Annotated in this window: 31 protein-coding genes, 4 tRNA genes and 1 other annotated feature; of the genes, 12 read left to right on the top strand and 23 right to left on the bottom strand. The window is 65.6% G+C overall.

From position 1 onward, the window contains the following. Nucleotides 1-24: 24 nt before the first annotated feature. The 8 genes from ACOCMM_RS08280 to ACOCMM_RS08245 form a co-directional block, all read right to left on the bottom strand. Nucleotides 25-438: a PIN domain-containing protein gene (locus tag ACOCMM_RS08280; RefSeq protein ID WP_419552697.1), complete on the bottom strand. Its 414-nt coding sequence runs from the start codon at nt 436-438 to the stop codon at nt 25-27. Continuing rightward, on the bottom strand, nt 425-715 hold the full coding sequence (locus ACOCMM_RS08275; RefSeq protein ID WP_419552696.1) for a hypothetical protein: 291 nt from the start codon (nt 713-715) through the stop codon (nt 425-427). The genes ACOCMM_RS08280 and ACOCMM_RS08275 overlap by 14 nt, the downstream gene beginning before the upstream one ends. A gap of 61 nt (nt 716-776) precedes the next feature. Beyond that, nucleotides 777-1,166 carry a DUF5615 family PIN-like protein gene (locus ACOCMM_RS08270; RefSeq protein ID WP_419552695.1) on the bottom strand — a complete coding sequence of 130 codons (390 nt, stop codon included), beginning with the start codon at nt 1,164-1,166 and terminating at the stop codon, nt 777-779. Then, nucleotides 1,163-1,585, bottom strand: a complete 423-nt coding sequence (locus ACOCMM_RS08265) for a CopG family transcriptional regulator (protein WP_419552694.1) — start codon at nt 1,583-1,585, stop codon at nt 1,163-1,165. Before ACOCMM_RS08265 ends, ACOCMM_RS08270 begins: the two co-directional genes overlap by 4 nt. A gap of 159 nt (nt 1,586-1,744) precedes the next feature. After that, nucleotides 1,745-1,927: a hypothetical protein gene (locus tag ACOCMM_RS08260; protein WP_419552693.1), complete on the bottom strand. Its 183-nt coding sequence runs from the start codon at nt 1,925-1,927 to the stop codon at nt 1,745-1,747. Next, nucleotides 1,924-2,499 carry a protein-tyrosine phosphatase family protein gene (locus ACOCMM_RS08255; RefSeq protein WP_419552692.1) on the bottom strand — a complete coding sequence of 192 codons (576 nt, stop codon included), beginning with the start codon at nt 2,497-2,499 and terminating at the stop codon, nt 1,924-1,926. Before ACOCMM_RS08255 ends, ACOCMM_RS08260 begins: the two co-directional genes overlap by 4 nt. Before the next feature lie 78 nt (nt 2,500-2,577). Continuing rightward, a tRNA-Pro gene (locus ACOCMM_RS08250) sits at nt 2,578-2,654 on the bottom strand. A 69-nt stretch (nt 2,655-2,723) separates the two neighbouring features. Then, entirely contained in the window at nt 2,724-2,915 is a 192-nt protein-coding gene (locus ACOCMM_RS08245) for a ferredoxin (RefSeq protein WP_419552691.1), read from the bottom strand. A gap of 219 nt (nt 2,916-3,134) precedes the next feature. On the opposite strand from ACOCMM_RS08245, the gene ACOCMM_RS08240 reads away from it, so the two are divergent. Together ACOCMM_RS08240 and ACOCMM_RS08235 are read left to right on the top strand one after the other, a co-directional pair. Continuing rightward, nucleotides 3,135-3,977, top strand: coding sequence for an LLM class F420-dependent oxidoreductase (locus tag ACOCMM_RS08240; RefSeq protein WP_419552690.1), 843 nt, complete (start codon nt 3,135-3,137; stop codon nt 3,975-3,977). A 47-nt stretch (nt 3,978-4,024) separates the two neighbouring features. Further along, on the top strand, nt 4,025-4,681 hold the full coding sequence (locus tag ACOCMM_RS08235) for an NUDIX hydrolase (RefSeq protein ID WP_419552689.1): 657 nt from the start codon (nt 4,025-4,027) through the stop codon (nt 4,679-4,681). A gap of 48 nt (nt 4,682-4,729) precedes the next feature. On the opposite strand, the gene ACOCMM_RS08230 is transcribed toward ACOCMM_RS08235, so the two are convergent. The 8 genes from ACOCMM_RS08230 to ACOCMM_RS08195 all read right to left on the bottom strand — a co-directional run bounded on the left by ACOCMM_RS08230 (nt 4,730) and on the right by ACOCMM_RS08195 (nt 11,478). Then, entirely contained in the window at nt 4,730-5,158 is a 429-nt protein-coding gene (locus ACOCMM_RS08230) for a TA system VapC family ribonuclease toxin (protein ID WP_419552688.1), read from the bottom strand. 2 nt (nt 5,159-5,160) lie between these two features. After that, nucleotides 5,161-5,421, bottom strand: a complete 261-nt coding sequence (locus ACOCMM_RS08225; protein WP_419552687.1) for a ribbon-helix-helix domain-containing protein — start codon at nt 5,419-5,421, stop codon at nt 5,161-5,163. A 132-nt stretch (nt 5,422-5,553) separates the two neighbouring features. Then, nucleotides 5,554-8,535 (bottom strand): ATP-dependent DNA helicase UvrD2, encoded by a 2,982-nt coding sequence (locus ACOCMM_RS08220; protein WP_419554841.1) that lies wholly within the window; start codon nt 8,533-8,535, stop codon nt 5,554-5,556. 102 nt (nt 8,536-8,637) lie between these two features. Further along, nucleotides 8,638-9,306 carry a GTP cyclohydrolase I FolE gene (gene folE, locus ACOCMM_RS08215; RefSeq protein ID WP_419552686.1) on the bottom strand — a complete coding sequence of 223 codons (669 nt, stop codon included), beginning with the start codon at nt 9,304-9,306 and terminating at the stop codon, nt 8,638-8,640. A 71-nt stretch (nt 9,307-9,377) separates the two neighbouring features. After that, a tRNA-Arg gene (locus ACOCMM_RS08210) sits at nt 9,378-9,451 on the bottom strand. A gap of 85 nt (nt 9,452-9,536) precedes the next feature. Then, the gene (locus ACOCMM_RS08205) at nt 9,537-10,475 is read right to left on the bottom strand and encodes an NUDIX hydrolase (protein ID WP_419552685.1); all 939 of its coding nucleotides are present in this window, start codon (nt 10,473-10,475) and stop codon (nt 9,537-9,539) included. Nucleotides 10,476-10,482: 7 nt separating this feature from the next. Continuing rightward, nucleotides 10,483-10,950 (bottom strand): hypothetical protein, encoded by a 468-nt coding sequence (locus tag ACOCMM_RS08200; protein ID WP_419552684.1) that lies wholly within the window; start codon nt 10,948-10,950, stop codon nt 10,483-10,485. A gap of 18 nt (nt 10,951-10,968) precedes the next feature. After that, entirely contained in the window at nt 10,969-11,478 is a 510-nt protein-coding gene (locus tag ACOCMM_RS08195; protein WP_419552683.1) for a glycine/sarcosine/betaine reductase selenoprotein B family protein, read from the bottom strand. A gap of 107 nt (nt 11,479-11,585) precedes the next feature. Between ACOCMM_RS08195 and ACOCMM_RS08190 the strand changes: the two genes are divergently transcribed. The 3 genes from ACOCMM_RS08190 to ACOCMM_RS08180 all read left to right on the top strand — a co-directional run bounded on the left by ACOCMM_RS08190 (nt 11,586) and on the right by ACOCMM_RS08180 (nt 12,420). Further along, nucleotides 11,586-11,661 (top strand) — tRNA-His (locus ACOCMM_RS08190). A 43-nt stretch (nt 11,662-11,704) separates the two neighbouring features. Beyond that, nucleotides 11,705-11,778: transfer RNA gene (locus ACOCMM_RS08185), tRNA-Lys, on the top strand. Nucleotides 11,779-11,874: 96 nt separating this feature from the next. Continuing rightward, nucleotides 11,875-12,420, top strand: a complete 546-nt coding sequence (locus ACOCMM_RS08180; protein WP_419552682.1) for a beta-class carbonic anhydrase — start codon at nt 11,875-11,877, stop codon at nt 12,418-12,420. Between the two features lie 29 nt (nt 12,421-12,449). Here ACOCMM_RS08180 and ACOCMM_RS08175 read toward each other — a convergent pair whose 3' ends face one another. Then, nucleotides 12,450-12,782, bottom strand: a complete 333-nt coding sequence (locus ACOCMM_RS08175; RefSeq protein ID WP_419552681.1) for a hypothetical protein — start codon at nt 12,780-12,782, stop codon at nt 12,450-12,452. Between the two features lie 332 nt (nt 12,783-13,114). Here ACOCMM_RS08175 and ACOCMM_RS08170 point away from each other — a divergent pair. Further along, nucleotides 13,115-14,394 (top strand): IS3 family transposase gene (locus tag ACOCMM_RS08170; protein WP_419551710.1). Its coding sequence is split into 2 segments (ribosomal slippage): nt 13,115-13,394 and nt 13,394-14,394, totalling 1,281 coding nucleotides; the frame shifts between segments, so codons are not numbered across the junction. After that, nucleotides 13,393-13,521, top strand: a sequence feature (AL1L pseudoknot). (Overlaps the previous gene by 129 nt.) Nucleotide 14,395: 1 nt before the next feature. Here ACOCMM_RS08170 and ACOCMM_RS08165 read toward each other — a convergent pair. From ACOCMM_RS08165 to ACOCMM_RS08145, 5 genes are all read right to left on the bottom strand, one after another. Further along, nucleotides 14,396-15,445, bottom strand: coding sequence for a hypothetical protein (locus tag ACOCMM_RS08165; RefSeq protein WP_419552680.1), 1,050 nt, complete (start codon nt 15,443-15,445; stop codon nt 14,396-14,398). Between the two features lie 577 nt (nt 15,446-16,022). Next, complete coding sequence (locus ACOCMM_RS08160; RefSeq protein WP_419552679.1) at nt 16,023-17,030, bottom strand: cell wall-binding repeat-containing protein; 1,008 nt, start codon at nt 17,028-17,030, stop codon at nt 16,023-16,025. Next, on the bottom strand, nt 17,027-17,632 hold the full coding sequence (locus ACOCMM_RS08155) for a carboxymuconolactone decarboxylase family protein (protein WP_419552678.1): 606 nt from the start codon (nt 17,630-17,632) through the stop codon (nt 17,027-17,029). The genes ACOCMM_RS08160 and ACOCMM_RS08155 overlap by 4 nt, the downstream gene beginning before the upstream one ends. Nucleotides 17,633-17,740: 108 nt before the next feature. After that, nucleotides 17,741-18,067 (bottom strand): type II toxin-antitoxin system RelE/ParE family toxin, encoded by a 327-nt coding sequence (locus ACOCMM_RS08150; protein WP_419552677.1) that lies wholly within the window; start codon nt 18,065-18,067, stop codon nt 17,741-17,743. Next, on the bottom strand, nt 18,064-18,300 hold the full coding sequence (locus tag ACOCMM_RS08145; RefSeq protein ID WP_419552676.1) for a type II toxin-antitoxin system ParD family antitoxin: 237 nt from the start codon (nt 18,298-18,300) through the stop codon (nt 18,064-18,066). The genes ACOCMM_RS08150 and ACOCMM_RS08145 overlap by 4 nt, the downstream gene beginning before the upstream one ends. Before the next feature lie 150 nt (nt 18,301-18,450). Between ACOCMM_RS08145 and ACOCMM_RS08140 the strand changes: the two genes are divergently transcribed. Further along, on the top strand, nt 18,451-19,020 hold the full coding sequence (locus ACOCMM_RS08140) for a peroxidase-related enzyme (RefSeq protein ID WP_419552675.1): 570 nt from the start codon (nt 18,451-18,453) through the stop codon (nt 19,018-19,020). Nucleotides 19,021-19,046: 26 nt separating this feature from the next. On the opposite strand, the gene ACOCMM_RS08135 is transcribed toward ACOCMM_RS08140, so the two are convergent. Next, a complete protein-coding gene (locus tag ACOCMM_RS08135; protein WP_419552674.1) occupies nt 19,047-20,282 on the bottom strand; it encodes an amino acid ABC transporter substrate-binding protein in 1,236 nt (411 codons plus the stop codon). A 264-nt stretch (nt 20,283-20,546) separates the two neighbouring features. On the opposite strand from ACOCMM_RS08135, the gene ACOCMM_RS08130 reads away from it, so the two are divergent. The 5 genes from ACOCMM_RS08130 to ACOCMM_RS08110 all read left to right on the top strand — a co-directional run bounded on the left by ACOCMM_RS08130 (nt 20,547) and on the right by ACOCMM_RS08110 (nt 26,194). Beyond that, nucleotides 20,547-21,668, top strand: coding sequence for an imelysin family protein (locus ACOCMM_RS08130; protein ID WP_419552673.1), 1,122 nt, complete (start codon nt 20,547-20,549; stop codon nt 21,666-21,668). A gap of 100 nt (nt 21,669-21,768) precedes the next feature. Continuing rightward, nucleotides 21,769-23,091, top strand: coding sequence for a di-heme oxidoredictase family protein (locus ACOCMM_RS08125; protein WP_419552672.1), 1,323 nt, complete (start codon nt 21,769-21,771; stop codon nt 23,089-23,091). Further along, nucleotides 23,091-24,356, top strand: a complete 1,266-nt coding sequence (locus ACOCMM_RS08120; RefSeq protein WP_419552671.1) for an imelysin family protein — start codon at nt 23,091-23,093, stop codon at nt 24,354-24,356. The genes ACOCMM_RS08125 and ACOCMM_RS08120 overlap by 1 nt, the downstream gene beginning before the upstream one ends. Further along, nucleotides 24,331-25,755 carry an HTTM domain-containing protein gene (locus ACOCMM_RS08115; RefSeq protein WP_419552670.1) on the top strand — a complete coding sequence of 475 codons (1,425 nt, stop codon included), beginning with the start codon at nt 24,331-24,333 and terminating at the stop codon, nt 25,753-25,755. The genes ACOCMM_RS08120 and ACOCMM_RS08115 overlap by 26 nt, the downstream gene beginning before the upstream one ends. A 10-nt stretch (nt 25,756-25,765) precedes the next feature. Further along, nucleotides 25,766-26,194, top strand: coding sequence for a very short patch repair endonuclease (locus tag ACOCMM_RS08110; RefSeq protein ID WP_419552669.1), 429 nt, complete (start codon nt 25,766-25,768; stop codon nt 26,192-26,194). Nucleotides 26,195-26,325 lie beyond the last annotated feature (131 nt).

Raw genomic sequence — 26,325 nt, 5'->3', positions numbered from 1 at the left:
GGCACCCGGACGCTTCGATGGCCGTCACTGCTCGACGAATGGGTTGATGACCCGCAAGCCGTCGTAGTCCTGCTGTGCGCTCATGCCCTCGGAGTACACGGCATCGCAGCCCAATGCCTGCGCAGCAGCAAGGATCGCGCCATCCCAGTAGGACAATCCGATGCGCTGGCTGAGCGACACGCCGGCACGAAAGACCTCGGCCGTGATCGGCTGGACCGGGAAGTCGTCGAAGACGCTGAGAAAGCGCAGCGCCAGTTCGGCACTGAGGGCATGGGGGCGGCTGCGTCGAGTGGCCTGAACGAAGAACTCGGCCAGCACCTGCACCGAGAACGCCAGGTCGGGCTGCTTGAGCAGCGCCACGGCGAGTCCGTGCTTGGCGGCATCGTCGGGCGCGGGACTTGCCGCGTAGAGCAGGACGTTCGTGTCAACGAGACGCACTGCGCTCGTGCAGTTCTTCGCGCGACAGGTTGTCGGCCGTCCGGAAGCCGCCAGCTGACGTAGCTATGACGCTCAGCACGTCGTCAAGGTGCCTGCTCCGCCGCTGCTGTGCCGTCTCAGGCGAGTCCTCGTCGTCATCGAGCACGCCACCATCGCCACTTGCGAGACGCCTGAGGTAGCCGCGAACTAGCGCAGACACCGAGGTGTCCAGCTCAGCAGCGCGAATGCGCGCCAACCGGTGCGTGTCGTCGTCAATTGCCACCGTGATGTTTCGCATGCCCGTCACCCTCCTGTGGATCACAGTAACTGTGAACCACAATGCCCGCAAGCCGTGGCTATCAGCCTGTGTCGCCGCCCCTGCTCCTCCGTTCAAGCGAGTCCGAAGGCGCTGCGCAGAGGGGCGACGGCGACGGATTGGCGTTCGCCCATGCATCGAGGCGACGCGCGAGCGCTGGCCCCAACGCGCTGCCCGAGGGCAAGTCACTCTTTCGAACGAAGGTGACAAGTCCATGGGGAGCGCCGCGCTCCAAGTTCTGTGCCACCAAGGACGCGTAGTCGGCGAAGTTCTCCGTCACGACGACGCGACCCTCACCTGCGGCCAGCTCGTAGAGATGCTCGTCGTCGGTTCCCGCCAACACTGAGCCGGCGACACTGCGGGCGTCGTGGCCCAGTCGCCGCAATTCGGCAGCAGCCGCGGGCGGGAACATCTCGTCGAGCAACCACTTCACGTCGAGAGCATGCGCTCGCGGCGATCAGCGAGCTCCCGCAGTTCCTCCGCGATTCTGGCGTCGGTCGCGATGCGGTCGTCGATCTCATCGGGGAATACGGCGTAGTAGTCGGCGGCGAGCCCGATCAGTTCTGGTGCAAGGCCCGTTTCCTCGGCGACAAGGTCGACGGGCTGTCTGCCAGTGCCGTGAGCGCGCTTGAGGTCACGAACGACCTCCCACACATCGGGTCCCTTCGCCAGCCCAGCGCGACGACCGGTCGGCCCGTCGCGGAACACAATGCCGGGAAAGCGCCGCATCTTGAGTCCTTCGTCAATCAGCACAACGGCAAGCGTCGACGGCGGTGCGGAGACCCGCTGGCTCTCATCGTCCAATCGCGCACGCACATCCTCTGGCAAACGCAACGATGTCGGACGGCTCATTGTGCCTCCTTCAAACGTCTTGCGCTACAGCGTAGTGCGCTGGCATACGACAGGTCTACGCGTTGACGGGACTTTCCGCACTTTCCGCAACGGCTCGAGTTGTGCTCAAAGTTTCCGCAATTGAAGGTCACGTGAACTCGGCTGGTGTTCGCCGAGCGCTCAGGCCAGAGCAGCTTGGTCGTAGAGGCGATCTGCGAGCGGGGCCTGCTCCCAGAGTCGTTCGACGGGGCAATAGCCCGGGGACAGCAGCGTTTGCTTGTTGACGCCCTGCAAAGCTCCGACCAGCAGGCCAGCGAAGTAGCGGCAGGCAACCCCAGAAGCGATCCCGGGCTGTGGGATCACTCACTCGGCCCGCCGGCGACTGGTTCGCTCCAGTTGCGCACGTACTCGCGTTGCCGTGGCATTTCCGGCGAGCGAGGCGTGCGGTACGCCTTTTCCATGCCCGTCCACCACGTCGCGATTTGGTCGAGAGCCTGCTCGCCCGTCCGGCCATGGCGCACCAGCCAGCAGCCGACCACTGTGCCGGTTCTGCCAACGCCACCCCAACAATGCACGTAGACCGTCTTGCCCGCACTTATGGCCTCGTCAATCACGTCGAGAATTTCGGCAGTGTTTTCGGGGCTGCGCGGCACATCTAGATCGACGATGGAATGCCGGGAATGCTGGAACGGCGTGCCGAGTCGGCTGGCTTCTTCCGCAGCAATCGGGGCGTAGGGCGCCAATCCTTCATACGGCTCGGTCAGGTCGATGAAGCGGCTGATTCCGGCCTTCAACAGAATCCTCAACTTGTAGGCGGCTTCGTTCCGGTTCGGTGCCCCCGGATACTCGCCTGCGAGGAAGCGGCCATGATCAACCCAGTAGGTGTTCATCGGAAGTTGATGGCAGCTACAAGCACCGCCCATGTCCACCGTCATTGGTCACCTCACACCCGGCAAGCTCCGCCGCCGGCCAGTCGGAATCGCTTGTCAATCTCTGAATGACCGTGTCGCCACTGGTCGGGAAGGCGGGATTTGAACCCACGACCCCCTGCTCCCAAAGCAGGTGCGCTACCAAGCTGCGCCACTTCCCGAGTCTGAGCAGTCAGCTCCAGAGTCGATCGTACCGGCGTGGCTGCAGCTGGCCCGGGTCGGCTTCGAGCTCAGTCGTCTACCGAGATGACCTGTGTGGGGCAGCTGGCCGCTGCAGTGCGCACTGCGCTGTGCTGCTCGGCGCTGGGGCTGTCGTTCAGCAGTTGCACGAGACCGTCGTTGCCCACCTCGAAGATGCCTGGGGCGATCATCTCGCACGAACCGCTGCCGATGCACTTGTCGACGTCGATGGTGATCTTCACTGTGCCTCCAGGTCGTCCAGCCCCCAGGTCGTCGAGCCCGCACGTTGCTAGGTGCCCACGCAAAGTGCCCCTGGAGATCCGGCAACACGCTACGCCACGCCACTGCAACGCCCTACGCATCGCGGCCCGGTTGCAACCGGGCACGCGTGACGCGGGGCCGTTACTCTCAGCGACGGCCACAACGGCAATGCCACAACGGCAAGCACCAGGAGGACCACCGTGAAAATCGGCGTGATGATGTTTCCCACCGACAAGGCCATCGGGCCCGTCGAGTTGGCCAAGGCCACTGAGGAACGAGGCTTCGAGTCGCTGTGGTTCCCCGAGCACAGCCACATCCCCACCAGCCGTGAGACACCGTGGGGCGGCCGCGAGGGAGCGCCACCGCTGCCCGAGGAGTACTGGCGCACGCACGACCAATTCGTATCGCTGGGTGCAGCCGCCGCAGTAACCGAGAACATCATGCTCGGCACCGGCATCACGTTGGTCGCACAGCGGGATCCGATCTGGCTGGCCAAGGAGGCCGCCACCGTCGACCGGATCGCGAATGGCCGATTCATCCTGGGCATCGGTTACGGCTGGAACAAGGAAGAACTCGCCCACCACGGCGTGAAGTACACCGACCGGCGTGCAGTCACCCGCGAGATGGTGCTCGCAGTGCGCGAACTGTGGACCAAAGAAGAGGCCGAGTTCCACGGCGACTGGGTGAACTTCGACTCGTCATGGCAGTGGCCCAAGCCAGTGCAGGAAGGCGGCCCGAAGGTGATCCTGGGCGGGGCCGCAGGTCCGCGCACCATCGCCGACATCGTGGAGTTCTGTGACGGCTGGATGCCGATCTCAGGCCGTTACGACCTGGACGTGCCGGTCAAGCAGATCCGGGAGTCCGCGATCGAAGCGGGCCGCGATCCCGACGAGATCGAGTTCGGGCAGTTCGGCACGCCCCCCAAGCCCGAGGTCCTCGACAGCTTGGCCGAAGTGGGCGTCACCCGGGTCGTGCTCGCGCTCCCGCCGGCACCTGCAGACACCGTGCTGCCGATCTTGGACAAGTACACCGAGCTGCTGTAGCCGCTGGCATGGTCGCCGCGGGAAGCGCCAGCGGGGACAATGGCTCGATGACCGACAGCGCGCCAGGGGTGGAACTCCTGGACTTCACCGACGAGCTCGGGCGGCGCCTTGGCACCGCACCGCGGGCCGAGGTTCACGAGCGCGGTGACTGGCACCGCGTCTTCCACTGCCTCATCGTCACGCTGCGCGACGGCGTACCGACTGCGGTCCTGCAGGGACGATCACGCTCCAAGGCGGCCTATCCGGGGCTGTTCGACATCAGCGCGGCAGGGCACCTTGCCGCCGGGGAGACCCCGCTCGATGGAGTGAGAGAACTGACCGAGGAACTCGGTGTTGCTCCCGACACCAGCGATCTCGTGCCTCTCGGGACTCGCAGAGTGGCGGACAACAGCGGTGAGGGCACGCTGAACTGCGAGCTGATCAGCGCGTACCTGCTGCGTGACGACCGCTCGCTCGCGGACTATGCGGTCGCTCGTGACGAAGTCGATGCTGTATTCGACGTGCCGATTGCGCCGTTCCTCACGCTGCTCGAAGGCGGGCCGCCGATCACGGTCGAGGGTGTCGCAGCGGCTGGCCATGCCGACGCTCACGATGTCACCGCCGAGGTGACGCTCGACGATCTTGTGCCTGGCACTGAGTACTGGGTGGTGCTGATGGTGATGGCCCAGCGATTCTTGGCTGGCAAGGGCCCGCTCGCGGTCTAATTCTCCAGCGACGACACGACCAGCGAATCCGGCTGAGAGCCCCTGCCACTAGGTGACGAGGGGGTTCTCCCAACGGACCTGGGGAAAGCGAGCGAAGTCGGTATCGGCACTCATCACCGTCAGGCCATGCTCAACAGCCAGCGCTGCCAACACGGCGTCGGGCACCAGGTTGGCTGTCACGTGGTGCTCGACGACGAGTGCGCCCAAGATCGCCGCGGTTCGCTCGCCTGATGGCGGGATCCAGGTGGGCCCGGCGTCAAGCCATGCGCGTACCCGTTCCCACGCTTGGGTCGCAGTCAATGGTCGGTTCCACACACGCGGATTGGTGCTGATCCGCATGAAGGCCGTGACGGTCTGAAGCGGTAATGCCACACGGCGATTGCCCAGCAGAGTCTCATCGAGCCATTGCTTGGCTCGTTCATGGCGAACCGACGAGGCGTCCGTGGCGTACAGCAGCAAGTTGGCGTCGACGAGCACACTCAGCCTTGGGGAGAGTGCTCGCCGACCCGGTCGCGCATTTCGAGCTCATCAAGCATCCCGAGGACCTCGCCGATGTTGGTGACATCGATCTTCTGGCCCATGTCGTAGCTCTTGTGTACGTATGGCTTCGAGGCCGCAGGCCTGGCGAGACCTTCCCGGGCGAGCCGGTTGAGCGCCTCGCTCATGCCGATGCCCTCAGATCTGCGGAGTTCTTCGACCGCTGCGACCACATCATCGGCCAACGTCACCGTCGTCCGCATGCCATCACCTTAGCATCATGATGCTCCAATAGATTAATCATGATACGGGCCTGTTGAACATCAGCGCCATGGTGGGATCCGTCAAGTCACCGTTTCAGCTCCCACCGTGTCCGTCGACTGGACAGATGGTTCTCACCCTGTCTGGGGTGGCGTCGCAGAATCAGGGGCCCGGTGCTGAGCGATGATCGCCAAGACGTCCGCGCCAAAAGCCTCCAACTTGGCCGGACCGATACCCGGAACGACCAGAAGCTCAGTGTCGTTACGGGGACGCTGGGTCGCCAAGGCAATCAAGACCGCATCTGCGAAGACGACGAACGCCGGAACGGCATCGGCTCGGCTTCGCTGAAGGCGCCAGGCGCGCAGTGCCTCGAACAGTTCGGCGTCACGAGGATCTGTCGGCGGCTGGGGTTTGGACTTGCGAAGAGCAGTTGAGGACCCGATGCCCGTCAAGATCGCGGCAGTCCCGGCTGCACCATCAGCGTCGACGCTCGAACTGCCCCCCATACCATGAGACGCTCCGGCCGCCGGCTCGGAGGGCGTCGGCTCGGAGGGCGCCAGTTCGGAGGGCGCCGGCGGCGCGAGTTCGTCGAGCTCCGCGACGAAGGCACTCGGCTCGTCAGCACATACCAGGGTCACCGATTCCGAACCGCGGGTCAGTGCGACGTGGAAGACGCGACGTTCTTCTTCGACATCGGGCGCGAGTCGGTGCGGCATCAGACCGTCAGAGGCCTCATAGATGATGACGTGCGGCCATTCGAGACCTTTCACCTTGTGCACGGTTGCGAGCCGCACTCCGTGGCGTCGTGCCGTCGTCGCCTGCGCAGCACTTGCCTGAGGGCGGGATTCGTCGCTGCCGAAGCCGGCTGTGTCAGCCGCTCCTGCCCCTGCACCGGCCAGCCGGTTCTCCAACCACGTGGCGAAGCCCGCCGGATCGGGGTGCAGGTGGGCAACCGAGATCAGCGCCCGCAAGTCATCGCCGTGGGCTGACCGGTCCACGGATCGGCGCGACGCGTCCAGGCGAGTGTCGAGACTGAGCCCCAAACCGAGCTCGTCTCGGACTGTTTCAAGGATGGCTTGGGTCGAGAGCTGCTCGTTTGCGGTGCGCTGGCGCAGCATGTCAATGTCGTCGGCGAACTCGTCGAGCTTTGTTGATGTGCGTTCGTCACTGAGACGGCCCGCCAGCGCACGCAGCGCTGCGAGGCTGCGTTGCTCGCCAATCCATTCGATCACGCGTGGCGAAATCGCCCGCGGCGGCCGGCGCGCCGCGTCCGACAGCGCCCCTGCGGGCAGTGCCTGACGGGGCGCAACGGCCAGCCTGAGCCACGCCAGTGCACCCGCGACACCGGTGCGCTCGAGGAATCTGCGACCCAGCGGTGCGTCAGCCGCCACGCCCATGTCGTCGAGCACGACCTGCGGTACGAGCAGCGTGCTGTTGACCCGCGTCAGCACGGCAATATCGGCGGGCCGGGCTCCGTCGTCGATCAGCGCCGTCACCGTCTCCCGCAGGTTTCCCGCCGCATTAGCTCCGGCCTTGACGACGAGTGAGCGATATTTCTGGAGCCCGCCAGCACCACTGAGGAGGGGTTCTCCGGCACCGGAGTCCGCTGCGTCGGACGCCTTGCCGACCGCATGAGTCGCCTCGTCGGGGGCACCCCGATGTGGTGCTGTGATCTGCTTGTCGATCCTGCGGCGATTGTGCGACAGCAGGTTGATAGCGGCATCGATCACGGGCGACGGGCAGCGGTAGTTGACGTTCAGGTGATGCCGTGTCGCTCCGGGGAAGTACTTGTCGAAGTCGATGAGCCACTGCGGCGACGCGCCCGCGTAGCCGTAGATCGTCTGGTCGTCGTCGCCGACCGCGAACACGTCGGCTCGGGGACCGGCGAGCAACCGGATCATCAGCAGGTGAGCTGGCGTCAGGTCTTGGAATTCGTCCACTAGCAGCACACCGCAGACGCGCCGTGCGGCGGCACGGGCAGCAGGGTCGGTCAGCAGGATCTCGATTGCCCGGATGATCTGCTGGTCGAAGTCGACCACGCCGTCCGCCGACAACTCCTCGACGAAACGCGGCGCCACCGCGGCGAATTCGGGAACATCGGGCTGGAAATCGCGCTCCACCTCAGCGGGATCGCGCAATCCCAGCCGCGAGGCACTGAGCGCCTCAAGCCACGGTGCGAGCTGATCGGTCATCGCCCGCCGCCGACGCTTGATCAGCCCGTCGAGGCGGCCACGCACGCCCATCTCGTCGATCACATCGACGCGGCCGTGCCGGGACGGACGGGCGAACGGACCCGATCCGTTGCAGATAGCAAGTGCCAGGCTGTTCAGCGTGCGCACTTGCAGCCCGGAGATGTCCGTCGTTCGTTCCTGCATCTCGCGCCGGGCCCGCACATTGAACGCCACCAGACAGACCGCGCCGGCGGCAAGTCCGACATCGTTCACCAAGTAGCGAGCACGTTCGGTGAGCACGCGCGTCTTGCCCGAGCCCGCTGGCGCAACGATGCACGCCGATCCCCCGAGGTGACCGACCGCCGCCTGCTGATCAAGTGCGAGATCGGCGTGCGGGATCGCTCGCCGGACAACACTCAGGCTGCCGGCGGCCAGGTTCGCGGCAGGAACGACCGGTGGGGCCCCCTCGATTGCGTCGAGGTCGAATGCATCGAGCGGTCCGCCGTCGCACCACACGGGACCGGGCACGGGACCGGCGCCGGTGATCACATCGCCCCTCTCAGGCTCGGGGCAGCGCTGCGCGCCGAGCTTCAGCGCCGCCGAGGCCGGAGCAAAATGTGCTCGCTGCGGATTCCGAGCATCGACGGCATTTGCCGAGAGCAGATGCGCAAGCACCTCGGACCGCATCGTGAGGCCGGGCGCGAGCTCCCACCAGGGCGACTGCAGGACGGGTGCAGGATCGGGCACCTCGCCGTCGAGTTCAATGACCTGACGGGTACGCGTGCGCCAGGCTTCGCGCAGCCGGTGGCCGATCTCGGCACCGAAGTCGCTCGGGCACACCCTGATGCGTTCGCATTCCGCCCAGGGCTCGGGCGGGCGGGCACCGGGATGCACCAGCACGCTGCGGCCAAGCTGAGGCGGTCCTGCGAGTGCAGCCGCGGTCATGTTCACGTCATCTCCCGTTCACGGCATCTCTCGTTCGCGTCATCGCCGAGGCGCAGTGCCTCCAGATCGCGCTACAGAGCCCGGTGTGCACCGACCGATGCGCTAGCGGCCGATGCCGATGAGGTGCATCGCCTCCGCACGGGTTGCGGTGTTGCGGAATTGGCCCCGCACGGCTGAGGTGATGGTGAGCGATCCGGGCTTCTGCACTCCCCGCATCGACATGCACTGGTGCTCGGCCTCGACCACCACGAGAGTGCCTCGTGGCTCAAGCACCTCCATCAGCTTGTCGGCGACCTGGGTCGTGAGTCGTTCTTGCACCTGTGGCCGGCGGGCGTAGGCCTCCACGAGGCGTGCCAGCTTCGACAGCCCCGTGATTATGCCCCGCTCGCCTGGGATGTACGCCACATGCGCCCGGCCGACGAACGGCATGAGGTGGTGCTCGCACATCGAATAGAAGGGGATGTCACGCACCATGACCATCTCGTCATGGCCGGTCTCGAACTGCACCTTGAGGTGATGCTCGGGGTCTTCCCGCAGGCCAGCGAACACTTCCGCGTACATGCGGGCGACGCGCTTGGGCGTTTTGCGTAGCCCCTCGCGGTCGGGATCTTCGCCGATGGCAATCAGGATCTCCCTGACCGCTCGCTCGATGCGGTCGGTGTCGGTCGGCTGATTGGTGACGGCACCGTTGGCGGCGGCGATCGACGGAGTCTCACCAGCGATGCTGGGTGTCGAAGCAGCAGCTGTGCCAGGAACTGAGCCGTGCGGCATCCGGTGAACCTACCTGTGTTCGACGGTGACACCATCGCCCATTTGGATATTGCACAGTGGGTCAGGTGACGCGCCCCCGGCAGGACTCGAACCTGCAACCGGCGGGATAGAAGCCCGCTGCGCTGTCCAGTTGCGCCACGGGGGCCCAGCGCCATCCTGCCACCGAACTCGCACGGCTCCACGGCTCGCTCGGCTGCACCGGCAACCGCGTCGGCGGTGCTGGATGCGGGCTACCGCAGCGGCCAGCGCAGGATGCCGGTCTCGGTGCGGCCGTCGGCAACCTTGTAGTCCGGGTCGTCGGGGAAGGCGATCCGGTGCGGGCCTTCGTTGTCGTAGCGAATCCGCACGTGCTCATCGTCGGCAGGGGTGCCTCTTCCGGCTGCAGCCACCGCGTCAGCGACGGTGCCGAAGCGGGCGAAGCGGTGCAGCATGCCGATGGTGGGCGTCATCATCACCATGTCGCCGATCTCGTTGCGCCTGATGGCGTCGGCGGGGCGCACCCACTGGTGCTCAACGGCTTCGTCGTTGTCGGCCAGCGGCACCTGCCCATCTGGCATCGCGGTCAAGAAGAACCGTGTGTCGTAGCGGCGCGGCGAGCCCAGAGGCGTCACCCAGCGCCCGATGAAATAGACGTTGTTGCCATCGAGCAGCAGGTCTTCGCTGCGCACGGTCTCGATGAAGTCGCGCTCGCCGGCATTGACCTCGTCGCGGTACTGCGAGAACCGCTCAGCGACATCAGCAGGTGAGAGGTCGATGATGCCCGAGGGCAGATCCCTGGGGTCTTCGACGCCCACCGGGTGGTCGTGGTGCGCCAGCAAGAGACCGGCCTCCTCGAAGGTCTCCCGCAGTGCCGCCACCCAGAAGGCAATGCCGCCGCGTTCGATGCCAATGCTGTACGAGGCATCGGCGTCAGTGAGGCCCGCCACCGTCTCATCGGCGCGCTGAGTGGCGTCGTCGGGATCGACCGCGCCCCCGGGATACACCCACATATCGCCCACGAAGATCGACCGGGAGTTGCGCTTCAGCATGAGCACGTGGGGATCGTCGCCGCCGGACAGGATCATCACGGTGGCCGCATCGCGCACGGGAATGGCTTCAGGGTCATAGTCGCCGCCGGATCCAGGCGACTTGGCGCCCACGGAGACGCGGCGCTCGGGCTGTTCGCTCACAGGCGGGTCAGTAGTCGATGCCCGCGCAGACGAGGCACTCTTCGCCGTCATGGCTGGCGCGGGCGGCTTCTGCGTCCTCTTCGGTTTGGTACTGGGGCGTCGGGTGACGCTGGATCCGATCGTCGTCGTAGGTCGCAGATGCGGGCTCACCGCCCGTCGGCACAGCGGACTCAGGCCGATCAGCAGCCTTTCCGGAGGGCGCGAACACCTTGTCCTTCCAACGGTCGGACTCCGACCAGCGGTAGCGCAGGTGCGCCATCGACCCCGGCACGCGCAGGTTCTCGAAGGCAGCGAACGCGTCCCGAAGGATCTGCAGGTTGAGCTGCGGCTCGTGGGGCCGGCCAGACGTGTGGCCGAGCGGGTAGTCCAGGTAGGCGGCGCGAGGCGGCCAGACCGCCCTGGTGATGTCACGTGCGCTCGTCACCGACAGCGTCGGGATCCCCTCGGCTTCGATGGCCCGTGCGATCAGACCCACGGTCTGATGGCAGACCGGTCAGACCGGAACGAGCAGCACAGCGTCCAGCTCGTCGGCCACGCAGCGCTTCGCCAGTTCAGGGATCAGCTCGGTGCGGACCCGGCGGGTGCTGTAGATGCCGCCCATGAGGGTGTAGGCGTTCGGACCCAGCTCGCCGATCTCGCCGCTGTCTCGCAAGGCACGCAGGCCCTCGATCGGGAACACGCAATTGATGTCCGAGCGGGCATCGGTCAAGTCGTAGGCGAAATGCGTGGCGCGCAGCTGAGCGGGGTCGATGTCGGTCGGAATTGCCCGGTACGTCGTATCGTCGCGAAAGTGGAACGCCGTCTGGCCGACTGCATAGACGCCACCCGTCGCAATAAGGCCCAGGCGGCATTCCGAGATCGGCTTGGTCAGCGGTGTCCATGGCGGCGGTGTCTCGCTGTGAAGCCAGCGGTACTCGCCGTATCCCAGCCCGATGTACTGGGCCGTGATCCGAGGGATGTACTCGACTGGCGGCTTCCGAGCCGCGACGGTCTGTGCGCTCACGCTCCTACGGTACGCCGTCGGGCTCGCGCCTGTCAGAACTCACCGACGAGTCGCCGTGAAATCCGGTAGCGAGGCAGTGCCGCCCGTGGCATCCTTGACCACCCCGTGCGGGTCGTAGCTCAGTCGGTTAGAGCGCCAGTTTGTGGCACTGGAGGCCGGGGGTTCGATTCCCCTCGATCCGCCGCACCGTCGCTCAGAGGGTGTCGTTAGCCTTGCGGGGCATCTCGCGCCTCTAGCTCAATTTGGCAGAGCAACGGACTCTTAATCCGCAGGTTCTGGGTTCAAGTCCCAGGGGGCGTACTACTGGTCTGCCGGATCACAACGGCTGCTGAGTTGGTCAGCACAGCGCTGCAGGTTTGATATTCCACGCGTCGATAGCCATGACGAGGACATCGGATGAATCAGCGGGAAGCACACGACGAGCCGAGGGTGTCGGACTTCCACTCGACGGCCGACGACTTGGTCGAACGCAATCGGCGTGTGGCCGACATCGTCAAGACGCCTGGGATGGCACGCGCACCCAGCCGGCACGTGGCGATCGTCACCTGCATGGATGCTCGCATCGATCCCTTGGCGGCGCTGGGGCTGAGCGTCGGCGAAGCGCACATCGTGCGAAACGCGGGAGGCGTCGTCACCGACGACGTGATCCGCTCGCTGTGCATCTCCCAGCAGTTGCTCGGAACCCGGGAAATCCTGGTGGTGCATCACTCGGGCTGCGGCATGTGCGGCCTCGATGAGGCAGCATTCAGCAAGGAGATGGAAGAACGCTTCGGCGAGCGGCTCGAGTGGCCGATCGGCTCATTCGCTGACCCCGACAACGACGTTGGAGCGTCTATCGCAACGCTGCGAGCCTCGCCATTCATAGAGCACGACACGGCCGTACGCGGCTTCATCTACGACGTCGAGACCGGCTTGCTCAACGAGGTTCCGACGACGGCCTGAGACGCGGCTCTCACCCCGTGCTGCGCCGTTCAGTTGGTCTTGGTGATCGTGACGGTGTGGGTCCGCCCCGAGTCCGCAGTGACCGAGACGGTGTACCCGCGAACCGTCACCGAATCTCCAGCTTCCAACAGCGGGAAGTCCTCGACCGTGCCGTCCCCGCTGTCGCCCGCAATCTTGAGCGGCAGATCGCCGGCCCCCAACGAGGCGTCAACGGTGTACACGAGCACACCCTCCACAGGCAGGCCCGGTGGCGTGACACGGGTACCGACTGAATCGGTGTACGGGCGGGCATTGTCAAACCCGAGCCGTCGTCGACTCTCCATCACGAGTACCTGATTCGGGGCCAAGGGAACGACAGCCATGACGGTCCCACCTCGGGGGGCTGCAACTGGCTCCAGCTCAACTGTCGCAACGGATTCAGTGACGCAGCGCACTTGGTCGTCATCCAGCCATCCCAGCTGCCACCGACTCCAGGCCAACATCTCGTCGAACGTCACGTGCCGCGCAGTGTCCGTTTGCGTGTGGCCATCGACGTGTCGTCGAACTTCCTCAAGGCGAGAATCGCCGGGCGACGCCGGGAAGTACGACTCAAGTCTCATACGGCCAAAAACCGTGCGCACCCAGAACTTGCCATCCGTGCGTGGTGAATCACACCGGGTTTGGTGGAGGCTCTGTTCCTTGAGAGGATGGAGCGATGCCAGGAAATGGGAGATATCCAGCCGAGCTGCGTGAGCGTGCGGTGAGAATGGTGCTCGACAACGAGCGCTGCTATGGGTCGCAGTGGGAGGCGATCTGCTCGGTCGCCGACAAGCTGGGCCCGACCCCGGAGACGGTGCGGCTGTGGGTGCGCCGCGCTGAGATCGACGGCGGGACCCGGGCCGGGGTGACCTCAGCGGAGCGGGCTCGGATCAAAGAGCTCGAAGGCGAGAACCGTGAGCTGCGCCGAGCGAACGAGATATTGAAGGCGGCGTCGGCTTTCTTCGGGGCGGAGCTCGACCGCCAGTCGAAGCGATAGTGGCGTTCGTCGACGCCCATCGAGGCCGGTTCGGGGTCGAGCCGATCTGCGCTGTGCTGTGCGAGCACGGCGTCGGGATCGCCCCGTCCACCTATTACGCAGCCAGGTGCCGGCCGCCGTCGGCTCGGGCGCAGCGCGACGCCTGGTTGTGCGAGCAGATCGCTCGTGTGCACCGGGACAATTACGACGCGTACGGGGCGGCCAAGGTGTGGGATCACCTCAACCGCGTCGAGGGCATCACGGTGGCTCGCTGCACTGTGGAGCGGCTGATGCGCCAGCTGAGCCTCGAAGGGACCCGCCGGGGGCGTACGGTGCGCACCACCACCAGCGACCCCGACGCCTGCGGGCCCGCGGACCTGGTGAACCGGGATTTCACAGTGCCGGCCCCGAACCGGCTGTGGCTCGCCGATCTCACCTATGTGCGCACCCGCAGCGGCTGGGTGTACGTGTCGTTCGTGATCGACGCCTATTCGCGCCGGGTCCTGGGCTGGCAGGCCTCGCGGTCGATGCGCACCGAGCTGGCGCTCGACGCCCTGGAGATGGCCATCTCGGGGCGACGCCGCGACGGCCACGGCATCGACACGGTCACTCATCACAGCGACCGCGGATCGCAATATCTTTCCATTCGCTACAGCCAGCGCCTCGCGGACAACGACATCGTCGCGTCGGTCGGCACCAAAGGGGACAGCTACGACAACGCCATGATCGAGTCGTTCAACGGCCTGTTCAAATGGGAGCTGATCTACTCACGAGGACCGTGGCAAGGACTGCGCGATGTCGAGTTCGCCACCCTCGAATACGTCGACTGGTACAACCACCGACGAAGCCACAGCGCCCTGCTCACCGGCAGCGGCAACTACACCACACCCGCCGACCACGAAACCGCCTACTACCGTCAAACCGTCACAGCCACCCCGGCCGTGACTCAACAACCCGAGCCTCTACAAGACTCGGTGTGATTCATGGGGTGCGCACATGGTCATCGCTGTATGGGTACAAATCCGTCAGACCGAGGGCGTGAGCGACCTCGTGTGCGGCGATCAAGCCCCAGTTGCGGGCACTCGTCTGTTGAGGCAGCGTCATGGTGTTCGCGAACGTGATCTGCATGAGGCTGCCATCAGCACTGACGTCGCCTCCTGCCTGACCGCCGCCGAAATGGCTACTCGGGAGCACGAAGAGGACGATGTCTGAGCCAGCAAAATCGAACGAGGGGTCCGCAGCAGCCAGGATCTCGAGGGGCAAACTCCGAGCCTCTGCGTCGGGTGGAGCAACCTGCTCGTTCGTCGTCCGTTCGCTGAAGTAGTCGCTGTAGTCACCAGTCATTCGCAGCCAACCGTGTCGCACTGTTGTGGTGACGTCGAGGCGGCCGTAACTGACCTCTTCGAGAAAGCGCGTCATGAGCGGCAAACCAGCATCAGCTTCCTCTTGCGTGCTGTAGGTGGCTTGGGCATCGGGAAAATCGGCGAAGACAACCGCTACTTGCAGCGATCCGATCGCATCTGGAGCCCAGGTCGGCAGGGGGAACCCAGCGGTCACCTCATCGATGAGGCCGAGCGGCATGCACTCGCTCTCCGCGGTATCGCCGACACTCGTGCCGCTGGCATCAGCGATCCAGATCTCGAAATCCAAAACGCGATTGCCCTCACGTCGGTTCTTGACGTATGCGATGCGCTCGCCGTCAGGCGACCACGCAGGTCGAGATTCCGGCCCCGCCGCATTCGTCACTTGGAACGAGCGGGCTTCATCGACCTCCAAAATGTAGATGTCCGACTCGTGATGATCACCACTCGCGTACGCAATCCGGCTGCCGTCAGGCGACCATGACAGGCCGTCACGTCGCACCCCGCCCCTCAAAAAGCGGACATTGGAGCCGTCGGCGTCCATCACGCCCAGTCGGCCAAAGTTCACGAAAGCGAAACGACGGCCATCGGGAGACCAGCGCGGCGCGTCGAACCAGTTATTCAGCCGGCCCGCCACGACCTGGAGATCCCCACCGGTTTCTGCGTCCACCGTGACGATTGAGCGAGAACCGCGAACGACAGAATCCTCCGGGCTACTGACCAAGACCTCGCGGCTGAAAACTATGCGGCTTCCATCGGGTGACCACGACGGGGAATCGTCGGTCCCCTCGCCTCGCGACAATTGCCTGTTGCCGGTGCCATCGGCGTTCACTACGAAAATGCGCGAGGTCCGCGGCGACACCGCGCTGTCCCGTCGTACATACGCGATCTTCGTACCGTCGGGAGACCACGCCGGTTCACCGGCATCAACACCAACGCCCGACAATTTCAGAACTTGACGCTTGTGGCTGCCATCGGGTCGTGATATCTGCAGCGCACCCCTTTCTGCGAACGCGATGTACTCACAGTCCGGTGACCACGCCGGCGCGAAGAGGCCCGGGCTGGGACCAGCGAATCGGATGTCCTCACCACTGCCCGAGCCGCCGCAGGTACCTGCTGGAAGGACGGTCGGCCGGAAGGCCTCCTCGTCAGTCGCTTCTGTGTCCTCGGTGGTCCCGCCCGTGAGGTATGTGTCGACGGCCGCCTGGGAGACGGCGGCGTCGCCACCGAAGATGGTCAGCTGCAGTTCATCGACGTTTGTTTGCTTGTCGCGCCGCGTCGAGGAACGCTGCCGTCTCTGACGGGATATCACCGGGGTCAGCCAGCACAAGGGGTGCACACTGCCGAGCCAGCAACGGCGCCGCGCTGAATGAGTCGAAGGGCACTCGGGCACGAGCCAGGCCGACAGCGGAGCCCCCAAAGCAAGAGCCACCCGAGTGCTCGGCTATGAGACTTGCCATCTTGATAGCCGTGTCGTACCGGGTGGCTCCTGCAATCCGACTCACAGTGATTCCCAGATCACGGATGGAGTCCTCGACCGGTGGCGACAGCGCGCCAGTCCCGCCCATCAGCACAATGTGGCGAATGCCTGCGTCGCTCAGGTACGACTCGACGCCCGAGTCGAGATGTGTCTTCGGGCTCAACAGCACCGGGTGGCGGCCCCGGGCCGACAGCGGACCAGCGACGAGCGCATCTGCGAACACTTCACCGCTCGCGACGATGGCCGTCGATCCGAAATCGCCGAGCGTGCCGACGGTGCCGGCGCGGCGCGCCACCGCGACTCCGGTCTCGTACTGATCGGCGCCGCCGACCCACTCGACATCGAGCCCGGCCGATTCGAGCGCAGATGCGACGGTCGATGAGATAGATCGCGTCTCGGCGTCGGCTCCCGCGCTCACCAGCAGTGCATCGGAGGCCTCGACGCGCTGCAGGAATTCCAGCGCGTCAGCTCGAAGCTCAGTGGGCGGTGTCATCAGCACCGGTGCGTCAAGCCGGCCAGCGACCGACGCCGCCACGACTGCCTCGTGCCAGCTGACGCCCGAGACCATGACCACGGTCTCCAGAGAGCCGCCGGCATCGGCGGCGACGGCCTCGACGACGAGCAGCGATGTGGCGTACCGGTCGGCGCCCCCGTAGCGGGTCAGCGTGACGTCCGCGAGTTCGGCGTCGGAAGCAGCAGCTGCGACTGGCGCAATCGCCGCAGCGCCGACGCTCAACGCAAGCAGCGCGGCGGTAATAGCCGCGAGACGTCTCATGGTTCGCACGCGGGTTTGCTTATCGCACTCCCGCCTAATGTGGGCGTCGAGGCGGTGGGCCAGTCGGGGACGCCTTCGTCGCGCTGCACGCCAGTGCTGTTGAGCAGGCCGCTCACCATGCGGTAGCAGCCCGCCGCAGCGATGAGATGCACCATCTCGGCTTCGCTGAAGTGCGCCTTGGCCTCGGCCCAGGTGGCGTCGGAGACGCAGTCGTCGGAGTACAGGTCGTCCACCACTTGCAAGACAGCGGCTTCAGCTGGCGTCCAGTTGCCCTCGGCGATCGGCCGGGTGACGAGGTAGATCTCCTCTTCGGTCATGACCTCAGCCCGGGCGATCAACGTGTGCTGGCCAAACTCGTACACGGACTGGCAGTTCCAGCCCATGCGCAGCACGGCTATCTCGACGTCGCGCCGGGACAGGTCGCCCTTGAACAGGATGGTCTGCGCGAATTCGCCGAACGCCTTGGAGATGGGCCGGCTGTGAGCAATGGTCGCGATGACATTGACGGCGTTGGCGAACGAAGACTCCATGACCTCGCGAGCTCGCTCGGCGACTTTGGGGATCGGCTCGAGGCGCGGGGAGGTGGGTCGTGGCAGGTGCATCGGAAGGCAGTCCTCTCATCGGCTCCCTGAATGTAGGAGGCCCGCCCGCCCGCCGCCGCTCTGAGCGGCTGCGCCGATAGGAGATGTCGTGCAGCGAGGACTCTTGCCTCACCAGTCTTGGCGCAGGTCACCCAAGATCGTCGCGAGATCCTGGGCGTAGGCAAGCAGGCGGACCACATCGGCATGGTCATCCCGCTCCAAGTAGAACCAGCCGCACGGAAACCCGGTCAGCCGGCGGGACCGCAGGCCATCTACGCCGCACATCTCCCCGATCCGCAGCGAGCCAGCTCCAGGCATGCGCTCGATATCTCGCAACGACTCGATCGCCGCGTCAAAGAACCGACGGCCGAGTTCATCACCGCCCTCGGACCGGTAGTACTCGCTCCGCTCAACCAAGTCAGCCTCGGCCAGCGGGCGCAGTCGGACTTCGCTCACTCTGCTCGGCCGAGTGCCCGGGCGCGAAGATCATCGACGACCTCGGACGTCAACGGACGGCCCTCACCCGACTCGAGCCCGTCAGCAATCAACAGGCGGAAGCGACGCGCCGCCTCGTCTTGCTGATCACGCCGGATGAGTTCGCGCAGATACTCACTGGTATTGCCGTAGTCTCCGCCTCGAACGCGCTCGTCGATGTAGCTCCGCATCGACTCGGGAAGTGCAAAACTCATCGTGTTCCGGCTCACATCGCCAGTCTCCACTAGTTGACAACTGTTGTCAACAATGAGCGGCTACACCGGCTCCGACCGGCTCTGTTCGACGACCGCAACCGCTGGAGCCCTCAACGGAACCGTTGCTGGATCGCTCCCTAGGCTGCGGGCATGACCGAGCCAGCCATCTCGACGTTCCCCGTGCCCGACATTGCGGACATGCCCGACGACCTGCGCGAGCGCATCGAGCTGATCCAGTCCAAGACCGGATTTGTGCCCAACGTGTTCCTCGCCCTGGCGCACCGGCCAGACGAGATGCGGGCGTTCATGGCGTACCACGACGCGTTGATGGAGGGCCCCAGCGGGCTCAGCAAGGCGGAGCGGGAGATGATCGTGGTGGCCACCAGCGGCGCCAACGACTGCGTGTACTGCGTCGTGGCGCACGGCGCGATCCTGCGAATCCGTGCGAAGGATCCGTTCCTGGCCGATCAGCTCGCGGTGGACCCCGCCAAGGCCGACGTCACCGACCGGCAACGGGCAATGATCGACTTCGCCTTGAAGATGTGCCGTGAACCGGCGTCGGCGTCGACCGCCGATCACGAAGAGCTGCGGGCACATGGCTTCAGCGACGACGACATCTGGGACATCGGCGCGATCACTGGGCTGTTCGCACTGTCGAACCGCATGGCGCACCTGACGTCCATGCGACCCAACGACGAGTTCTTCACGATGGGTCGCTAGCTGGCGGCGAGCACCGTGTCGCTCCGCTAACGCGCCGGGTAGACCAGCTTCCCCATGGCCGCAGCGTCGGGTGCAACGACGACGATCTGACCGTCCTGCACCTGGACGGTGCCCATTGGCTTCGCGACGTTGACGCCTCGCTCGTCGAAGCGAATCGGCCCGTAGAACGTCTCGACGTCGAGTTCTCGAAGGGCCTCGCGTACTTCATCGGCGTCGAGGCTGTCCGCCGCCTCAATTGCGAGGTGGAGCGCAAGGGCGGCCGCAGTCGAGCTGGCGGCCTGGTAGACGGGCCGCTCGCCCCAGAGACTCTCGTAGTAGTCCGCATAGTCCGCAGCGCTTCCGAAGTACGAACCTTCGTAGGCCATTGCGGGCTCCCACTGCGTCGGTCCGAGCACGCCGTGGACGCTGGCGCCGAGGTCGTCGACCAGTTGTGGGTTAGAGGGCCCGACGGTGATGAGCATCGCATCTAAGCGGATGCCGAGTTCCTGCGCTGATTGCAGGAACAGCACTGCGTCGCTGTAGTGGCCGCCCCCGATGAACACGTCAGGGTCGAGCCCATCGAGCTTCGCCATGAGATCCGAGACGTCCTCAACGCCTTCGGGATATGCCTCCACCGCTAGCACCTGAATGCCGTTTGCTTCGAGGTGGCGGCGTGCGCCGCCGGCGACCGAGGTAGCGAACGGCGTGTCCACGTGGGCGATGACTGCGGTTTGTGCGCCTTGGGCGGCGAGCGCCTCGATGCCCGACCGCGTGTAATCGGTGGCAATGGTGGCAACGAGGAACAGGTTGCGGAAGCCCCGGTCGAAGAGCGTGTCCGAGGCGCCGTTGCCCTCCACCATGATGACGTCGTTGGCCTCGGCCACAGCGCTCGCTGGGCCGGTCAGGCCGCTGGAGTACGGGCCGAGCAGAAAATCGATCTCGTCGTCTATGAGCTGCTGCACGAGTTCGGCGGCCGTGTCGGCGTCGGACTCGTCGTCTTCGTAGACGATCTCCGCCCGGTAACGACCGTCGCCGATGCGGATGCCCCCGTATTCCTCGTTGACCCAGCGAACCCAGGTGTCATAGCCCTGGCGCGAGTCCTCGCCTTCCATGGCGAACCTGCCCGTCTCACTGAGCGCAGCGCCCAGGCGGACGGTTCCGTCGAAGCCGTCGACGTCGGAATCGTTGCCAGCGCACGCAGCTGCCAGCAGGAGAACTGCAAGGAGCAGCGCCAGCGCCCGCGACGGCCGGTGCATCGGCATGAACTGTCGAGGCTTCCCCATGGCGACGCTCCGTCCTCGCTCGGGCTTGCTGTCCAGACTCCGGCCGAAACGCTAGATGCTCCGCTCACAGGTGCCTTGAAGTCTCACGGCAACCCCTGCAGGCGGCACAAGTAAACCTTGCTTGCAGATTTATATACTAATGGGTTGACAATTTGTGTTAAGAATGCTTAACTGCCTGCCATGCTCAATCCTCGGACCAAATCTCGAACCAAGCATCGCGACAGTCGCTCCCGCAGGGGTGCATGGCTCGCAGCCGTCGTCGCTGTGGCGGCACTGCTGGCGGCGTCGTGCGGCAGCAGCGGCCCCTCGGACGCGACGATGGAAGATGCCGTCGAGACCTACGCGGCTGGCGTCCACGCGGCGTACTCGGCGAGCCTGACGTCTGCTCGGGCCATGGATGCTGCCATCGACACGTTCCTGGCCAACCCGACCCCGTCGACGCTCGAGGCGGCGAAACGTGCTTGGCTCATCGCTCGGGACGACTACGGCCCCACCGAGGCCTTCCGCTTCTATGGCGGCCCCATCGATGACGCCGAGACCGGCACCGAGGGTCTCATCAATGCGTGGCCTCTCGACGAGGCCTACATCGACTACGTCGAGGGCACTCCCACTGCGGGCATCGTGAACGATCCAGCCACCTATCCGACCATCGACGCCGATCTACTGGTGGAACTCAACGAGATGGGCGGCGAGGCCAATGTCTCGACGGGCTGGCACGCAGTCGAGTTCCTCCTGTGGGGCCAGGACCTCTCCGGCGACGGCCCAGGCGCACGCCCGCTCAGCGACTACACGACTGCTGACAACGCCGACCGCAGGGCCGCCTATCTCGCCGTGTCCAGCGACCTGCTGGTGCAACATCTTGAGGAGTTGGTCGCAGCTTGGTCGCCAGATAGCAGCAACTACCGCTCGGAGTTCGAGGCACTCGATGCCCCGGAGGCACTACGGCTGGCCATCACCGGCGTCGGCGAGCTGTCGCGGGGCGAGCTGGCAGGCGAGCGGATGAACGTCGCCTACGAGGCACGCTCGCAGGAAGACGAGCACTCGTGCTTCTCCGACAACACGACCGCCGACATCGTCGGCAACGCCAAGGGCATTGCAATGGTGCTGACCGCCGACTACCCGCTGGGTCTGAGCGGCACCAGCATTCTCGACGTGATCGCCGAGGCTGACGCCGACCTGGCGGACCAGCTCCGCGCCAAGATCGCGGCGAGCTTGGTGGCCACCGCTGCGATTCCCGCACCGTTCGACCGGCACCTCACCGAGGACGTCTCCGACGATGACCCAGGCAGGCGCTCGGTGCTCGCTGCCATCGAATTGCTCGAAGACCAGACCGACACGATCGTGGTCGGAGCCGAAGCCATTGGTGTCGCGATCAACGTCAGCTAGAGCCGTTCGTCTCAGCAGGAAGCTGCGGACTCTCCCGGTCCACCGGCAAGCAGCTGCGGCGGCTGCACTGCTGGTGGCGGCGTGCGGCAGTGGCCCCTCCTTGGATTCGCACCTTGGAGGGGCCACGACGCGCCTTGATGCGTCCCAGAACTCCTTCGGCCTGCCAGCTCCACAGCTGACCAACGCCGAACGTCGGGCATTCGAAGTCGGCGACAGCTTCTTCACCCAGAACTGGGTGATTGCCCCGGCGTCCACCGATGCTCGCGACGGGCTCGGGCCGACGTTCAATGCTCAGGCCTGCTCGTCGTGCCATATCCGTGACGGGCGGGGCAAGCCGGCGTTGCCGACTGTGGACGGTGTCCTGCCCGAGGTATCCCGACTCGGGCTGCTGGTCAGGCTGTCGTTGCCCGAACGCGATCCCGTGACCGGTGCACAGCTTGCGGACCCGACCTACGGCAGCCAACTGCAGGACCGGGCAATTCTCGGCGTGGAACCCGAAGGTGCGCTCAGCGTCACGTACCGCCTCATCGAAGGCACTTACGGCGACGGCACACCGTACGAATTGCGTGCGCCGGAGTACTCGATCGAGAACTTGGCGTTCGGCGCGCTGCACCAGCGCGTCACGATCGGGCCCCGGCTCGCGCCCCAGATCATCGGCATGGGTCTGCTCGAAGCGATCCCTGAGGCATCGCTGCTCGCTAACGCTGATCCCGACGACGCCGACGGCGACGGCATTTCAGGACGACCGAATTGGGTATGGGACGCAGCCTCCGAACAGCGCGTGATCGGGCGATTCGGCTGGAAGGCCAACGTCGCGAGCATCGGTGCGCAGGTCACTGGAGCATTCATCGGCGACATCGGCATCACGTCCGATGCGCAACCGAACGAGAACTGTCCGGGCGCGCAGACTGCCTGCGCGGCGGCGCAGAACGGCGGCTCGCCCGAGATTCCCGCTAACCGGCTGTTGCCCGTGGTGCTGTACGCCCGGACACTGTCGGTGCCAGCCATGCGAGACATCGAGGATCCCGACGTACGAGCCGGCAGCGAGGCCTTCGATGATCTCGGTTGTGCCTCGTGCCACACGCGGCGACACCGCACCGGCCCTTCGAACATCGCCACGCTGGCCGATCAGGTCATCCACCCCTACACCGACCTGCTGCTGCACGAGATGGGCGAAGGGCTTGCCGACGGCCAAGGCAATTTCGAGGCGAGCGGGTCCGAGTGGCGGACCCCGCCGCTGTGGGGCATCGGGCTCATCGAGGCCGTGAACGGCGAGCGCTTCCTATTGCACGATGGACGGGCTCGCACGCTGGAGGAAGCCATTCTCTGGCACGGCGGCGAGGCCGAAGCGGCGCGCGAGGCGTTCCGTCTCTCACCGGCAGAAGTGCGCCAGAGACTTGTCGCGTTCTTGGAGGCGCAGTGATGATGAAGCACACCAATCCGAGGCGCGAGTTCGCAAGCCCTTTCGTCGCGCCTCCTGTTGCTTCCCGCTCTTATGCCCAGTCCTCATTCGACACGGGCTCACTGGCCGTTCGGGACACGGCTTCGCCTGCCGGCTCAACCTCTCAGCGGCGACGACCGGCGTTTCGCATCTTGGCGGCGTGCGCGCTGGTCGTTGCCGGCTGCTCCAGCGGCGCAACCCCGCGAGAGGCAGCCGTCAACGCGGCCGCCGCCGAGGCCTTTGCCAACCAACTCCGGCTCAACGCCCAGGCCCAGATTCTGGTGGACAGCATCGATGAACTCTGCGCAACACCCAAGCACCTGGACGGGAATATCGCCGGCGCCGCGACAGACGCAATCGTGGCGATGCGGCATACGTGGTCGTACACGGCGGCGATGCAGATCGACTCGGTGACCGAGCGCCGTTCCTGGGCGGTCATCGACTGGCCGATCTCGACCGACGACATCACGTCGCTGCTGCTGGACGAGTCGAAGGACCTGACCCCTGAGCGCATTGGAAAGCGCTCTGGTGCTGACCAGCGCGGCCTTGGCGCGGCGGAGCACCTGCTCGCGCTGCATCTTGCCGATGAGCAGCCCCCACCCCCGTCCGCTGGAACTGCACAGCGTCGATGCGAGTACCTCAGCAGCGTCGGGGAGGTGATGCTGGAGGAATCTGAGCTGATCTTGGGCGACGCGTGGCTCATCGTCGACGGCGACGAACCGCTGTTCAAGCTCATCGCTCCCGACGCAGAGATGGGTGTTGACCGACTCGTCAATGAAGCCATTTTCCTGCTGGAGGCCATGACCGACATGGAACTTGGGCGTGCGCTCGGGGAGACCTCGGCTGAGACCAGGCTCGATGCTGTCGTCGAGGGGCCATTGGGTCTCGGCGCGGCCGACATGGGCGCCCACCTCGACGGCTTGCGTGCGGTCCTGCTGGGCACCGATCACGCGATCTCGATCGCTACCGAGGCCGGGATGATCTTCGATTTCGACGAATCCAGCGGCTTTCGCTTGCTTCTCGACGACGATCTCGTCTCGCGTCTGACCGACCAATTCCACGACGCGCAGACGACGCTTGAGCAAGTCGAGGGGCCCTTGCGGGATGCCGTCGTGAACGATTCGGCCACGGTGTCAAGGGCGCGTGCGGCGCTCAAGGCGCTGCAGATCACCATCTCGACCGAGGTTGTCGCGCAGCTCGGCGTGACGATCGGCTTCAGCGATGCCGACGGCGACAGCTCTGCCTGACGACACGCATCTCGCACGCAGGTCGCCGGGGTCTCGCCGCGTCCAGGCCATCACGGCGGCAGCACGCCGCGCAGTCTGCGCCGACTCCGTAGCCGTCTTCCGGATCGCCTTCGGTGCCATCGCTGCACTCGCAGCATTGCGCTTCCTGGCGAATGGCTGGGTCGAACAGCTCTACCTGACACCCCGCGCCCACCTGACCTACCCGGGCTTCGGCTGGGTACAGCCGCTGTCAGCGCCGTGGCTTCACGTGGTCGCGGGACTCGTGGGCGCAGCCGGGGTGGCGATGGCGCTGGGATGGCGCTACCGCATCGCGTGTTGGGTGTTCCTGGCGAGTTTCACCTATCTCGAGCTGATCGAAGCGACGCTCTACTTGAATCACTACTGGTTCGTCACGCTGTGCGCGCTCGTGCTGGCAATGCTGCCGGCCCATCACCACTGGTCGCTCGATGCCCGCACTGGTCGAGTCCAGTCCTGTGCGCTGCTGCCCGCCGTCGTGGTGTGGGCGCTGCGAGCACAAGTAGGCGTCGTGTATGTGTTCGCGGGCCTCGCCAAGCTCAATGCGGACTGGCTCGGCCATGGCCTGCCGCTGCGGCTGTGGCTAGCCGACCGCGCCGATACCTGGCTCGTCGGACCGCTGCTGGGCCAGGAATGGGTCGCGGTCGTCGCGAGCTGGGGAGCTGCGGCATTCGACTGCACCATCGTGGGCTGGTTGCTGTGGCGGCGCAGCCGCCCGTGGGCATACACGGTCGCCGTGGTCTTCCATTTCGCGACCGGGGCGCTGTTCGCCATCGGCGTGTTCCCCCTGGTCATGGCCGCGGCAGCTCTGATCTTCTTCGAGCCCGACTGGCCTCGACAGATTGGGCGACGCCGCCAGCGCCTGTTCTTGGGTGGGTGGCAGCAGGCACCGGGTGGCGACGTTCCGGGCCAGCGGTTGGCGCCGACGCTCTCCCGCTGGACCGTCGGCGCACTCATGGCGTTGGCTGTCATTCAGCTGGTGCTTCCGCTGCGCCACTTGGCCTACCCCGGCGACGTGCGCTGGACCGAGGAGGGCTACTGGGGGGCTTGGCGCGTGATGCTCACCGACAAGGCCGCCCATCTGGAGTTCGAGGTGACGGACCCAGAGACGGGCCATCGCTGGATGGTCGGCCCAGACCTTGTGCTCGAGGATTGGCAAACCGAGCGCGCCGGTGGTCACCCTGACCTGATCGTTGCCACTGCCCACCTCATCGAGGACCACTACCGGCACGTCGGTGTCGAGAATGTCGAAGTCCGGGCCAATGCCTGGGTGTCCATGAACGGTCGGCCTGCCCAGCGCATCATTGACCCCACCGTCGACTTGGCTGCCCAGCCGCGCACGCTCGCCCCCGCACCGTGGATTCTCGGCCCAGACGACTGGTAGAACCGACCGAGTGGAACCCAAGGCGCTGCCGGGTCCTGCCTCGGAGCGCATGTCCAAACAGCGATCCCGCGACACGGGGCCGGAGCGGCTGATCAGATCGGCCTTGCACCGGCGAGGCCTGCGTTACTTCGTGCATCGCCGGCCGCTGCCTGACGTGCGTCGGGAGGCCGACATCGTGTTCTCCCGTCTGCGGGTGGCCGTCTTCGTGGACGGCTGCTTCTGGCACGGCTGTCCCGAACACGGCACCAAGCCCCGCCGCAACGCCGAGTACTGGGAAACCAAGATCGCCCGCAACCGGGCCCGCGACGCCGACACCGACGCCCGCCTGGAAGCAGCCGGCTGGACAACAGTGCGCGTCTGGGAGCACGAAGAACCCGACGAGGCCGCCGATCACATCGAACAACTCATCCGCGACCGAGCCCGCCGCCTTACGGAGTGAGTCAATTCTCCGAGCGTCTGCACCTCACGGTTGCGCAAGAGCGGCAGACGACCATGTGCAAAATAGGCAGTCATAGGTGTGTGAAAGTTGCAGTCGCGATCAGGCCTGAGCGCCAACCCACGGGCTACGGC

It is taken from the genome of Candidatus Poriferisodalis sp. (assembly GCF_965198245.1).
Lineage (GTDB): Bacteria > Actinomycetota > Acidimicrobiia > Acidimicrobiales > Poriferisodalaceae > Poriferisodalis.
This window is presented reverse-complemented; position numbering and strand designations above follow the sequence as displayed.

Bases quoted from the DNA above. Each gene is read 5' to 3' on its own strand.
- ACOCMM_RS08275 (WP_419552696.1), bottom strand. From the start codon at position 715: ATGCGAAACATCACGGTGGCAATTGACGACGACACGCACCGGTTGGCG.
- ACOCMM_RS08265 (WP_419552694.1), bottom strand. From the start codon at position 1,585: ATGAGCCGTCCGACATCGTTGCGTTTGCCAGAGGATGTGCGTGCGCGA.
- ACOCMM_RS08255 (WP_419552692.1), bottom strand. From the start codon at position 2,499: ATGACGGTGGACATGGGCGGTGCTTGTAGCTGCCATCAACTTCCGATG.
- ACOCMM_RS08235 (WP_419552689.1), top strand. From the start codon at position 4,025: ATGACCGACAGCGCGCCAGGGGTGGAACTCCTGGACTTCACCGACGAG.
- ACOCMM_RS08225 (WP_419552687.1), bottom strand. From the start codon at position 5,421: ATGCGGACGACGGTGACGTTGGCCGATGATGTGGTCGCAGCGGTCGAA.
- ACOCMM_RS08220 (WP_419554841.1), bottom strand. From the start codon at position 8,535: ATGACCGCGGCTGCACTCGCAGGACCGCCTCAGCTTGGCCGCAGCGTG.
- folE (WP_419552686.1), bottom strand. From the start codon at position 9,306: ATGCCGCACGGCTCAGTTCCTGGCACAGCTGCTGCTTCGACACCCAGC.
- ACOCMM_RS08180 (WP_419552682.1), top strand. From the start codon at position 11,875: ATGAATCAGCGGGAAGCACACGACGAGCCGAGGGTGTCGGACTTCCAC.
- ACOCMM_RS08175 (WP_419552681.1), bottom strand. From the start codon at position 12,782: ATGGCTGTCGTTCCCTTGGCCCCGAATCAGGTACTCGTGATGGAGAGT.
- ACOCMM_RS08160 (WP_419552679.1), bottom strand. From the start codon at position 17,030: ATGAGACGTCTCGCGGCTATTACCGCCGCGCTGCTTGCGTTGAGCGTC.
- ACOCMM_RS08155 (WP_419552678.1), bottom strand. From the start codon at position 17,632: ATGCACCTGCCACGACCCACCTCCCCGCGCCTCGAGCCGATCCCCAAA.
- ACOCMM_RS08145 (WP_419552676.1), bottom strand. From the start codon at position 18,300: ATGAGTTTTGCACTTCCCGAGTCGATGCGGAGCTACATCGACGAGCGC.
- ACOCMM_RS08140 (WP_419552675.1), top strand. From the start codon at position 18,451: ATGACCGAGCCAGCCATCTCGACGTTCCCCGTGCCCGACATTGCGGAC.
- ACOCMM_RS08135 (WP_419552674.1), bottom strand. From the start codon at position 20,282: ATGGGGAAGCCTCGACAGTTCATGCCGATGCACCGGCCGTCGCGGGCG.
- ACOCMM_RS08120 (WP_419552671.1), top strand. From the start codon at position 23,091: ATGATGAAGCACACCAATCCGAGGCGCGAGTTCGCAAGCCCTTTCGTC.
- ACOCMM_RS08115 (WP_419552670.1), top strand. From the start codon at position 24,331: ATGCCGACGGCGACAGCTCTGCCTGACGACACGCATCTCGCACGCAGG.